Here is a 13,086-nt window from a genome sequence, read left to right on the forward strand (position 1 = left end):
TATAAAAAAATGTGACCGAGTGTTAATTTGCATCGAAAACCATGTATGATATTTTTAACGCTTGATTAAATGAAAAATCAATGGTTTTGAGTGAGTTTTACACTCACATTGGTGCGTTTTATTAAAAAATAAGTCTAGAGTTTTCTATGCCTTCTAAAATTAAGTTTAAACAGTCAACTCTCTCACATTCTATGCATTTAATTTTAAAAATGCAGGGCATTCCTAAACTTATTTGTAGCAGCTTGTTGTTAAGCGTTTGCATAACGCCAAGTTTTGCTCAAACTTCTGTTGAGAATAGTTCATCAACAACTTTAAACCAGACAGTATCTGATGAGTCAACTGAACAATCAGCTCAGGTTAACGAGCAATATACTGCTCCAGTTACAGATATCGCTACACTTGTAACCCAAGCTCAGCAGCAACAAGATAGCTTGGCTATATTGCAACAACAAGAACAATTTCCAAATCAAATTGATGAATTTAAGCCAATTACTCTTGATAATCTTGAAGATTTACCCGATATGCCTGTTGATCAAAACATGGCAAATGAAATTTATAGGGTAGCGGAAGAAGCGAAGAATGAAGCACAGAACTTTCAAAATGGGACTCAGAAACTCCCTGAAGTTACTGTAAGCGATGCAACTCAATCTGAATTAAATCAAATTAATCAGGCACCTGTAAATATTGATCAGCTTATGCAAGAGATTAAGTCTGATAGTAAGATTGTAGTTGAAGCCAATGAGACTGGAAAAACACTGCCTGAATTGACACCAGAGGCCGAAGAACCGCCTGAGCAAGCTGGTTTCTTTAAGCGTATTTTAAATAAAGTACGTCCACCGCGTGCAATTCCGATGGAACAAGTACCGCGTATTAGCGCAGAGGTAGAAGGTGCTTCAGATGTGTTAGCTAAAAATATTAAAGGTAAGTTGTCAACTTTTACTCAAGAATCTTTTGAAGACTTTAATGCTGCTTTACCTCAGCTTAGAACATTAAGTAATCAGGCTGCTCAAGCTGTTGGCTACTATAATGCTGAGTTCCGATTTGAAAAATTAAGTCCAAGTCGGGTACGTGTTCGAGTGACACCAAATGAGCCAGTACGGATTAATGAGCAAAATATTGAATTTACAGGTCCAGGTGAAAAGCAGCCGCAATTTCAGGTTATTCGTTTAGTTCCTGATCAGGATGTTGGTGATATCTTTAATCACGGTTTATATGAAACCACTAAAACCCGTATTGTCGATGCAGCATCTGATAACGGTTATTTTGATGCTTATTGGCGATTGCATGATGTAAAAGTAAGTCAACCAGAAAATAAGGCCGATATTAATTTACGCTACGAGACAGGTGAGCGTTATAAATTAGATAAGGTCGAGTTTCGTATGAGCGATCCTTCGAAACCTTTGCCATTAAATCAAAATATCTTAGAAAGTATGGCGCCTTGGAAAGAAGGTGATGACTATGCTTTCTGGCGTGTAAATGTGCTCGCGAATAACCTAACCAACTCGCGTTATTTTAATTACACCTTGGTTGATAGCATTAAGCCAGATCCAATTGAAAAGCCACTTGAGCTACCGCCAGATTTACAAGCTTTGGTGGATGAGCAAAATATTGATGTTGATGAGTCTAATTTACTTTCACCAGAACAACGACAACTTGCAAAAGCTCGTCAATTAGCTACCTCCAATAAAGAAGTTACGCAAAACGTAGTCGATGAAAAACAGTTTGCCGGAACACAAAATGCAAAACAGGCAGAGCCTCAAACTGCGATGTTGCAAAGTGCCGCAGCTCAGCATGATGAACAGGAAACTGAACAGGATCGTTTACAAGCTCAAGCACGTGAAACAAAAAGAATTCCAGTTATTGTGACTTTAAATGCTGACAAGCTAAATAGTTTGGAAACTGGTATTGGTTATGGAACCGATACGGGGGCGCGTTTACGTAGTCAATATCGCCGTTCTATCGTAAATAAATATGGTCATTCTTTTGATGCCAACTTAGAAGTTTCTGAAATTCGTCAATCGATTGATGGTCGATATAGTATTCCTTATAAACATCCGTTAAATGACTATTTTAATATCGTTGGCGGTTATGAGCGTGAAACACGGGATGATATTGGTCCGGATGTAAGCCTGTTAACCGAATCTGCTGTTGTGGGCGGGGAGCGCGTAATCAAACGTCCATTAGGAAATTGGCAGCATACTATTGGTGTTCGTTATCGTTTAGACCGTTTGACCCAAAAAGGTAATGTTGATATTTCTGAATTACCAGATGCTTTTAAAACAGCTGCATCTGAGCAAGAAGCATTATTGTTTAGTTATGAAACATCTAAAACTTCAAGTAATACACGTTTAAACCCAACAAAAGCTTTTAAACAAACTTATAAATTAGAATTAGGCAGCGAGAGTTTACTGTCTGATGCCAATATGGCAATTGCGAGTGCAGGCTGGAGATTTATTTATTCTCTAGGTAAAAATGATGATCACCAATTTGTTGGAAGATCTGACCTTAGTTATATTTTTACAGATGACTTTGACAAAGTTCCATACAATCTTAGATTCTTTACGGGTGGTGACCAAACGATTCGTGGATTTGACTATAAAAGTCTTTCTCCAGAAGTAGATGGATATAAAATTGGGGGCCAAGCTTTAGCTGTAGGTTCTTTAGAATATAACTATCAGTTCAAAGATGGATGGCGAGCAGCTATTTTCTCTGACTTTGGTAATGCTTACGATAAAGATTTCAGTAATCCAGCAGCTTATAGCGTTGGTGTCGGAATTCGCTGGAAGTCTCCAATCGGCCCAATCCGTTTAGATGTAGCTTCGGGTATTTCAGATGAGAACCATCCGATTCGTTTACATTTCTTTATAGGCCCACAACTTTAAAAATAAAATTTTATTAGGTTTATTTTATGGCGGAAGTAGAACAGCAGCCCACTTCGGCACCAAGCTCTCCTAAGAAGAAGCGTCGCATTTTGCGTAGCTTCTTGCTGACGATATTGATCATATTGTTATTATTGGCTTCTTCGTTAGTCATCATGATGTCAACGGATCGCGGAAGCCGTTTTTTATTAGATCGGGTTTTAGAAGCTCAGAAAATAATTAAATATGAATACGAAGGCGGGAACTTATTGCGAGGCATTATTCTCAAAAATGTGTTGGTGCAATTAAAAGACGTTGATGTTTCATTAGATCGAGCTGATGTAGGCTTAGGGTGGCGCTCTTTATTATTAGAAAAAGAAGTGCATTTAAGCCATGCAGATGTACGCAACTTACATATTATTAATAAAACTCCGCCCTCTGGTAAACCGTTTGAATTTAAACCAATCAAATTGCCATTTGTTTTACGTATAGATGAAGGTGATGTTGATCATTTAGAAATTAAGTTGGCAACCTCGGATGTAAGTTTTCATGACGTTCATTTGCAGGATGCACTTTGGTCAGAGACCAAACTGGAATTTGAAAAATCTAGTATGGATATGGGCTATCTTTCAGTCCATAACGCAACTGGTAAAATGGATTTCAGTGGTAAATATCCATTAGATGCTACAGCAGATTTAAGAATCCCATCTTTAAAAAGTCTAAATATTCAAAATATTAAAGTGGCTGCTCGGGGAAGTTTAGATACTATAAAAGCTGGGGTTGCAACAACCACTCCCGATCTATTAACAGGTTGGGTAATATTGCATCCTGTTCGCGATGAAGTTCCAATGCAAGGTGAACTATTATTAAAAAACTATCATTTACCTTTGCTACAAGAACAAAAACTATTTGCAAAAAATGGTGTGATCAAGTTTCAAGGTGATATTAAACAGCTTAATTTGGCACTTGATACAGATTTAAAGGGTGAGAATTTACCTGAAGGTCAGTACAACGCTTTAATGAATACTGATTTAGTTCATCAGCTTAATATTACCGATTTTAATGGCCAAGTTATGAAAGGTGCCGTTAATCTTAAAGGTCTGGTGAATTGGAAAGATCATGTGACTTGGGACATCAAAGGTCGTTTAGATCGCATTAATCCTAAAGACAAAGCGATTCCTCAGGTGGTTCAAGACTTTTTACCGCCAAGTTTAGATGCTGCTATTGCTTCAACTGGTTCTTTGGAAAAAGGCACAGAAGTATTTGCTAACGTTGATTTTGACCGTTATGAGTCTTGGAAACTCAAGCTTAATCAGGCGCCTGAAAAGAATAATAAACCTCAACCAATGCTCATGAATGTGGCGTGGGCGAATATAGACCGTGCAATGCCTTATATTGGATGGTTAAGTAGTGATAATGGTCAAGTCGATTTAACATTACGTGACGGTCAACAAGATATTAAGGTTGCTACAAAAGTATATCAGCATGAAAAAACTTTATTGCCAGCAGGACAATATCTAGCCAACCTGAATGTTAAAGATAATATCTTAAATGTGCCTAATTTTAGTTTTGCTGCTGAAAAAGGTAGCTTAACAGGTCAGGCTAAAGTTTTATTACCTACTGAAAAACGTCAGCTGGCTTGGAATGCTTTATTAAATGCAAAAGATTTTAATCCGCAAAGTATTCATGCAGCAGCGCCGGTCAATCTATTAAACGGTTCGATTAAGGCAAATGGTTTCGCTAAACCAAACCAGCAAATTATTCAGTTTGAGAAAATTGATTTAACTGGTCGATTGGCTCAAGCAGGTCAAGAAACTGTAAGTTTAGGTGGAAAAAGTACAGCAGCATTATTATTTCATGATGTTAAAGCTGGTGGCGGCTTTAAAGGCTTTGCGGTTAATTATGACGGGTCTTTAAAAGCCTTAAAACAGGCAAATGGTTTGTTGAAGTTTTCTATAGCGGGCACGCCAGATTTTATTCGAATTAGCCAGTTACAACATGATGGGGTGGCTGGAAAAATCTATGCTACTGGTTCTGTAAATTTAAAAGACCGCATTGCATGGGATATTAATAGTTCATTAGTACGCTTTAAGCCTCAATATTTTGCCTCAACTGTTAAAGGTGAAATTTCAGGAAATCTGAAAACTCAAGGGGTTTGGTCTGATCACTTGAAGCGAATTAATATTCAACAATTGAATCTTGCAGGCTTTTTAAATAATAAACCTGTTCGGGGTAAGGGTAATCTATCTCTATTGATGGATTCTAATCAAAATGGCTTTTTACCTCAGCAATTTGAAGCGAATAACTTATTTTTAGTGTATGGACAGAACCAGTTACAAGCTACTGGCAATGCACAAAATCTAAAAATTAAGCTGAATGCGCCAGCACTCTACGAGTTATATCCAGGACTGCGCGGACGAGCTTATGGTGATTTGAATGTTCAATCACAACCACGTTTAAAAGCAACAGCCAATATTGCCGTAGATAATTTTGCTTTTAATACACTCGTAAGTGTGAAGAGATTGAGTATTCAGGGTGAGCTTCCAACATCGGAAACAACACCGACTCAATTAACCGCAAAATTAAATAATCTGCGTAGCGGAAATAGAGAAATCCAGTCTGCTGAAGTGAATTTGACAGGAACAAGAAAAGCACATTTATTGAAAGTGCTTGGCAATAATAGTGTTTCCAAGTTCTATGTTCAGTTGGCAGGTGGATTTAATCAAAAGAATGATTGGTTAGGTCAAATCCAAAAAGGAAGTTTTGATTCACGACGAATTCGTCTGGCACAAAATCAAAATGCTCCAGTAATTTTTTCTTCTGCGAAATCTGAGCTATATGTGGGCCAACATTGCTGGCAAAGTACCAATAGTCAGCTCTGTTTTGATCAGCCTGTCCGAGTGAGTAAAGCACGAGGGAATATTTCCTTTGTAACTCAGAACATGGACTTAAGTGATTTCGCGGCATTTATGCCAGAAGGCTTAGCGATGACCGGACAATTAAATGGTTACGCTAAGGCATCGTGGGTAAATGGTGGTAATCCAAAACTTGATGCACGTTTAATTACGCGTAAAGGTGAAATCGGTTTAGCTGCTGAAGATCCACAAGACCCCGCAACTACTCTGGCTTATGATGAGTTAGGCGTGATTGCAAAAAGTGTATCAGAGGGGCTGTTATTCCGTGTTGATGTTAAAACACCTGATATTGGTACGGGTTATGCGAATGTTATTATCAACCCATTCCAGTCTTCAATGCCAATGCATGGTGAAGTGGCCTTTAATGATGTTCAATTAAAAGTCTTGAAACCATTTATTCAAGATGTTCGCTCAATGAGTGGGACGTTAGCCTTGGCTGGTAAAGTCAACGGTACATTAACTCAACCTCAATTTACTGGTGAAATGCGCCTGAAGAATGGTGCGATCAGCATGATTTCTCTGCCAGTAAATCTAACTAATGTGCAGGTATATTCATCAATTCGTCAGGATATGGCAACAATTGATGGAGCATTTAATAGTGGGCAAGGTGTAGGCTTGCTTAAAGGTAGTTTTGAGTGGAAAGATGCGCCACGCCTTCAATTAAATCTGAAAGGTGATAATTTACTGGTACGTCAAGCGCCATTAATTACCGCAATTGCCAACCCGAATCTGACACTTGATATGTATCCTTTTGATAAGCGGTTAAGTTTAAAAGGATCTGTAGATGTTCCTCGTGCACGTATTTCAATGCCAGAAACGACTGCTCCAATCATTAATACGTCATCAGATGTTCGCATCGTGCGCCAAGGTCAAGACCCACTTGCAATTTTACGAGCCGCTAAACCTTGGGATATTCGAGCTGATATTTCTGTTAATATTGGAAAACAAGTTATCTTCCAAGGCTTTAACAGTAATATTCCGTTAGTTGGTCGTCTAAACTTAAGCCAACGTGGCTATGAGACTGCAATGAGAGCTAACGGAGCGATTGGTGTTAGCCAAAAAGTGAAAATTGAAGCTTATGGACAAAGTCTAGACTTGAACCGAGCAATTGCCCGTTTTAACGGACCATTGGCTAACCCGACTTTAGATATCGATGCGAATAAAAATGTTCAGGGAAGTATGGTTGGCGTACGTGTTACAGGTACTGCGACATCACCAAACATTCAGGTCTATAACGATGCCGGACTATCTGAGCAAGAAGCATTGAACGCGCTTGTTACGGGTCGTATTAATGAAGGTTCAAGTGGTTTAAGTAATGCAGAAGGATTTAAGTCCGATGTAAATAACACCATTGCTGCTGCGGGTATTAGTATGGGCTTGGGTGGTACACGTGCTTTAACTAACCAGATTGGACGTACGTTTGGTTTGAGCGGTTTAGCTTTAGATGCACAAGGTACAGGTGATGATACGCAAGTGAGTTTAACGGGTTATATCACACCAGATCTGTTTATTCGCTATGGTGTTGGGGTGTTTACTCCTGTAAATAAACTTACTTTACGTTATCAAATGAATCGACGTTTATACCTAGAAGCAAGTCAGTCTTTAGAAAGAGCGATCGACTTATTCTACAATTGGCGCTTTTAGTTGATTGAAACCAATAATAAATGAATTAAAAGCTCACTATTGTGGGCTTTTAATTTAATAACGCCTTCATAACATTTAAAAAAGTTTAGTATTTATGATTTAAAGTATCGCTTCTCTTAAGAGTAAAGAAGCCTTGGATAGGTATTGATTAAAGAAAATTCACTTGAAAATTGCTGTTTTATAAATTAGTTTTCAGAAACATTAAATGAAATTAGATTGATATACCTTGTTGATAAATGCAAATAAGGTGGGTTTTTTCAAGGATATAGTAGTGAATATAGATACTTATGTTGAAATTAAAAATGGCAAGGAAAACGATATCAACGTTAAATATCGTGGCCTAATTCAAAAATTAATAGCAACATTGTCATTGACGCTCTTGTCATTTGGATGGTGCTCCACCGTAAATGCTGCACAACAACAAATTGCTTTAGTAGGAACATGGACGTCAATTCCTAATGCACCGCTTGCGCAAAAACCAAAACAAGCCAGTGAAGGTTTGTACCAGCTTCAAGTGAATAAGGATGGAACTTTAACTCCTGTTAAAGTGCTGAAAATGAAAAGTCCTTCTTGGATTGTGAAATCGAAAGATGGTCGTTTTGCATATACCACTAATGAAGAAAACGAAGGTGCGGTGACCGCATTATCTATTCAAAACGGAAAGGTGGAAGTGTTGAACACAGTGGATAGTCATGGTGGACATCCAACACATGCAACAATCAGTTTAGATGGTAAGTTCCTGTTTGTGTCGAACTATTCAGCGTTCGATAAAGGCCGTGGTGGTGTGGCTGTTTTGCCAATTTTACCAAATGGCCATTTGGGTGAAAAAGTACAAAATATTGTTTTTGAGGAAGGTTCTGGCCACGTCAAAGGCCGCCAAGAAAGTGGACATGCTCATTCCACAACTTTTAGTCCAGATGGCAAGTATTTATATGCTAGCGATCTTGGAAATGACAAAGTCTATGCATTTCGTTATAACCCGAACAAGGCTCAGCCACTTGAAGCGGATACCAACCGCGATGTAACTTTTACACATGGTTCTGGCCCGCGTCATATGGTCTTTTCACCAAATGGCAAACATGCGTATGTTACCGCAGAAATGCGAAGTGAAATTGTGACATTTAACGTGCAAGATGGTCATTTGAAAAAAGTGGCTGAGCTAAAACTAATCCACGAGGATAAAACACCTGAATTTAAGAGTGCGAGTGGAATTATCCTTAGCCCAAATGGTAAATATGTGATTGCTGCCAATCGAGGTGCAGACAACAAACTTTTAGTATTTAAAATCCAACAGAATGGATTGCTAGGTAAGCCAGTTGTTTATAAAGCGAATGGTATTGAACCACGTGCTTTCTCATTCGATGCATCTGGTAAATATCTATATGTAACCAATGTTTATAGTAATAACATCAGTTTATTCCGTTTTGATGCAAAAAATGGCATCTTAAAACCTGCTGGTGATGCAGCAAAAATTTCAACACCTACGGATATCAAATTCTTTAATTAATTCAAATCATGAAACTGGCATGTCTAATGCTTAATACAAAAGACCGAGATTTTGTTATCTCGGTTTTTTATAGCAGTTTTGGCAAAAACGATGATTTTCCGTATGATATGGACAGCAATAATTAGTGTAGTGAAATGATGAAAAAGATTTTATTGATTGCAATGAGTTTGCTCTTTGTTGGTTGTTCAGAAAAGAAACCATTAACACCAGAAGAGCAGTGGCATGGCTTTTGTACTAGCGTAGGAAATGCTGCAAGAAGTATTGTTTTTGATCGTCAGCAAGCAATTGAAAAAATGCAGGCAGTTGAGCATGCAAATAAGATTGAAGATGAGATAACTAAAAAATTCATTCTTAATGTTATTGAAAAAGTTTATGCAATTCCAAAAGAAGAACTGACAAAAGATCCTCAAGCAATTCAAGAAAAAGTTAGAAAGCAAATGATGGATGAATGTTTGGCAACCCCTCATGACAAAATGCCAAAATATAAATCATTCTAATTGTGGATGAGGTTATTGAATTTTCATCTGGCTGAAGCTCATTTTGCTTAAAAATAGCTCAATTTAGCCCAATATGCTCATTATTTAAACACAGGTATTTAGATACAAAATAATGGGCATCACGGAGAAACACCCCGCGCTCATTAACTTTTACCTTGAACTCTAGTAAACTTTTGTAGTCCATATTACTTGTGAAGCTTTTAAGAAAGCTGGAATTTGCAAGTAATTTTTCAAAAAAAGAGGAATGAACACCGTGCTAGAAGCTTACCGCCAACACGTTGAAGAACGTGCCGCACTCGGAGTCCCACCGAAGCCACTTGATGACGCTCAAACAGCTCAGCTTGTTGAACTATTAAAAAATCCACCAGCAGGCGAAGAAGCGTTCTTGGTAGATTTGCTTGAAAACCGTGTTCCTGCAGGTGTTGACCAAGCAGCTTACGTAAAGGCAGCATTCTTGGCAGCGATTGCAAAAGGCGAAGCAACTTCACCACTCGTTTCTAAAGAACGTGCAGTTTACTTACTTGGCACTATGCTGGGTGGTTATAACGTAGCACCACTTGTTGAACTTCTTGACAATGCTGAACTTGCAGGCTTAGCTGCTGAAGCATTAAAGAAAACTCTTCTTGTATTTGATGCATTCCATGATGTAGCAGATAAAGCAAAAGCTGGTAATGAAGCTGCTAAAGCTGTTTTACAATCTTGGGCTGAAGCAGAATGGTTCACTAGCCGTCCTGACGTTCCAGAAGAAATCAAAATCACTGTGTTCAAAGTAACTGGTGAAACAAACACTGATGACTTGTCTCCAGCTCAAGATGCTTGGAGCCGTCCAGACATTCCATTACACGCAAATGCAATGTTGAAAAACGAGCGTGATGGTATCAACCCTGAAAAACCAGGTGAAGTTGGTCCATTAAGCCAAATTAAAGAACTTATCGCGAAAGGCAATCAAGTTGCTTACGTTGGTGACGTTGTTGGTACAGGTTCAAGCCGTAAGTCTGCAACTAACTCTGTTCTTTGGTTCTTTGGTGATGAACTTCCACACATTCCAAACAAAAAAGACGGCGGTGTGTGCTTAGGTTCTAAGATCGCTCCAATTTTCTTCAATACTATGGAAGATGCAGGTGCATTACCTGTAGAAATCGACGTTGCTAACATGAACATGGGCGACGAAGTAGTATTGAAAATTGACCATGCTGCTGCAAAAGTAACTGCTTTTAAAGATGGCGTACAAATCTCTGAAGCAGATCTTAAAACTCCAGTACTTTTAGACGAAGTACGTGCGGGCGGTCGTATTAACTTGATCATTGGTCGTGGTTTAACTGCTAAAGCACGTGAAGAACTAGGTCTTGCACCTTCTACATTGTTCCGTACTCCAGTACAACCTGCTGACACTGGCAAAGGCTTCACACAAGCTCAAAAAATGGTTGGCCGCGCATGTGGTTTACCAGAAGGCCAAGGTATCCGTCCAGGAACTTACTGTGAACCTAAAATGACTACAGTTGGTTCTCAAGATACGACAGGTCCAATGACTCGTGACGAGTTAAAAGACTTAGCATGCTTGGGCTTCTCATCTGACTTAGTGATGCAGTCTTTCTGTCACACTGCTGCGTATCCAAAACCAGTTGACGTAACAACTCACCATACATTACCTGACTTCATCATGAACCGTGGTGGTGTATCTTTACGTCCAGGTGACGGTATTATCCACTCTTGGTTAAACCGTATGTTACTTCCAGATACAGTAGGTACTGGTGGTGACTCACATACTCGTTTCCCAATCGGTATTTCATTCCCAGCGGGTTCTGGTCTTGTTGCGTTCGCAGCAGCAACTGGTGTTATGCCACTTGACATGCCTGAGTCTGTACTTGTTAAGTTCAAAGGTAAAATGCAACCTGGTATCACTTTACGTGACCTTGTACATGCAATTCCTTACTACGCAATTCAAGCGGGTGATTTAACTGTAGAGAAGAAAGGTAAGAAAAATATCTTCTCTGGTCGTATCCTTGAGATCGATTTATCAGAAATGGAAAATGACTTGACTGTTGAGCAAGCATTCGAACTTTCTGATGCGTCAGCTGAACGTTCTGCTGCTGGCTGTTCAATCACACTTTCTGAAGAGAAAGTTGCTGAATACCTACGTTCTAACATCACGATGTTGAAGTGGATGATCGCAGAAGGTTATGGCGATGCACGTACACTTGCTCGTCGTGCTGAAAACATGCAGAAGTGGTTAGATAACCCAAGCTTGTTAAAAGCTGATGCTGATGCAGAATACCTAAAAGTTTACGAAATCGATCTAGCTGACATCAAAGAACCAATTCTTTGTTGCCCGAACGATCCAGATGACGCGAAACTTCTTTCTGACGTTCAAGGCGACAAGATTGATGAAGTATTCATTGGTTCTTGTATGACTAACATTGGTCACTTCCGTGCAGCTGGTCAGTTACTTGACAAAGTACCTGGTGGTTCATTGTCTACTCGTTTATGGTTGGCTCCACCAACTCGTATGGACGAGCACCAATTAATGGAAGAAGGCTTGTATAACATCTATGGCCGTGCTGGTGCACGTACAGAGATGCCGGGCTGTTCATTATGTATGGGTAACCAAGCACGTGTAGCGCCGAACACAACTTGTGTATCGACTTCTACTCGTAACTTCCCGAACCGTTTAGGTCAAGGTGCAAACGTTTACTTAGCGTCTGCTGAGCTTGCATCTGTAGCTGCGGTTCTTGGTAAATTACCAAGCCCAGAAGAATATCAACAGTACGCGTCGCAAATCGACAGCGCTTCTGCTGACATCTACAAGTATTTAAACTTCGACAAGATGAGCGAATATACTAAAGAAGCTGATCAAGTTGATACTAAAAAAATCCAAGCTGCTCAATTGACTTAATACGTCGATTTAGTACAAAAAAGGAGCTGATTATTCAGCTCTTTTTTATTTTAAATGAGACTTTGTACATTATTAGACTTAGAAAATAATAAATAGATCAAATTTTATTTAATGAAAATGTAAAAATAAATATTACTCTAGATATTAAATTGATTTTTGTTTTAAAATATTTGAACGAACTTGAAAATAATTAAAAAAAATATGAGTATTTTATATAGGGAACTTAAGAATGCTAAAGACAATTGTTGAATTTAAATTTGATGATTATCAATTATATGACCAAAAAACTTATGCTGATGAAGGTGGTATTTTAGTTCAAAAAACTGAAGATATTGCACAATATATTTTTAGTATATTAAAGAATAGATATCATTTAAATGTAGAGTTATATAGTGGAAGCTGGGGGTGGGAAATTGAGATTCCCTTAGCTGAAATAACAATGTATCTCGGAATTAGTGTTTATGAAGAATATAGTAATGGATTCGCAATTTTTATTTCTCCAAATACTCCGATTTTAAGAAAATTTCTATTTAGAAAAATTGATATTACTCATCATATTATGGTGTTGCAAAATTATATAAATATTATCTTAAAATCGCATCCAGGCATCTTCGATGTGATGTGGTGGGAAGAGAATGAATTTCGATGTGTAGCCACGAATTGATGAAAAAAATTAAGGCTTAAATCTTGGGGTAAGTAAAACAAAAATTGTTAAAGACTATATTGGTGAATAGAGGCGATGAGCTTACTATATCTACAATATTAAGTGGTC

6 protein-coding genes are annotated in these 13,086 nt (G+C 38.4%); all 6 read left to right on the forward strand.

Going from position 1 to position 13,086, the window contains the following annotated elements:
* Positions 1 to 146: 146 nt before the first annotated feature.
* The 6 genes from AAC388_RS06615 (at position 147) to AAC388_RS06640 (ending at position 12,978) form a co-directional block, all read left to right on the forward strand.
* The gene (locus AAC388_RS06615) at positions 147 to 2,882 is read left to right on the forward strand and encodes an autotransporter assembly complex family protein (RefSeq protein WP_017480858.1); all 2,736 of its coding nucleotides are present in this window, start codon (positions 147 to 149) and stop codon (positions 2,880 to 2,882) included.
* A 26-nt stretch (positions 2,883 to 2,908) separates the two neighbouring features.
* A complete protein-coding gene (locus AAC388_RS06620) occupies positions 2,909 to 7,417 on the forward strand; it encodes a translocation/assembly module TamB domain-containing protein (RefSeq protein ID WP_342371361.1) in 4,509 nt (1,502 codons plus the stop codon).
* 271 nt (positions 7,418 to 7,688) lie between these two features.
* Positions 7,689 to 8,924: a lactonase family protein gene (locus tag AAC388_RS06625; protein WP_320123687.1), complete on the forward strand. Its 1,236-nt coding sequence runs from the start codon at positions 7,689 to 7,691 to the stop codon at positions 8,922 to 8,924.
* Positions 8,925 to 9,058: 134 nt separating this feature from the next.
* Complete coding sequence (locus AAC388_RS06630) at positions 9,059 to 9,421, forward strand: hypothetical protein (protein WP_320123688.1); 363 nt, start codon at positions 9,059 to 9,061, stop codon at positions 9,419 to 9,421.
* Between the two features lie 253 nt (positions 9,422 to 9,674).
* A complete protein-coding gene (locus AAC388_RS06635) occupies positions 9,675 to 12,314 on the forward strand; it encodes a bifunctional aconitate hydratase 2/2-methylisocitrate dehydratase (RefSeq protein ID WP_005068571.1) in 2,640 nt (879 codons plus the stop codon).
* Positions 12,315 to 12,543: 229 nt separating this feature from the next.
* Positions 12,544 to 12,978, forward strand: a complete 435-nt coding sequence (locus AAC388_RS06640; protein ID WP_342371362.1) for a hypothetical protein — start codon at positions 12,544 to 12,546, stop codon at positions 12,976 to 12,978.
* Positions 12,979 to 13,086: the final 108 nt, after the last annotated feature.

The sequence above is a fragment of the Acinetobacter sp. D009 genome (genome assembly GCF_038562025.1).
Classification (GTDB): Bacteria; Pseudomonadota; Gammaproteobacteria; order Pseudomonadales; family Moraxellaceae; genus Acinetobacter; species Acinetobacter pittii.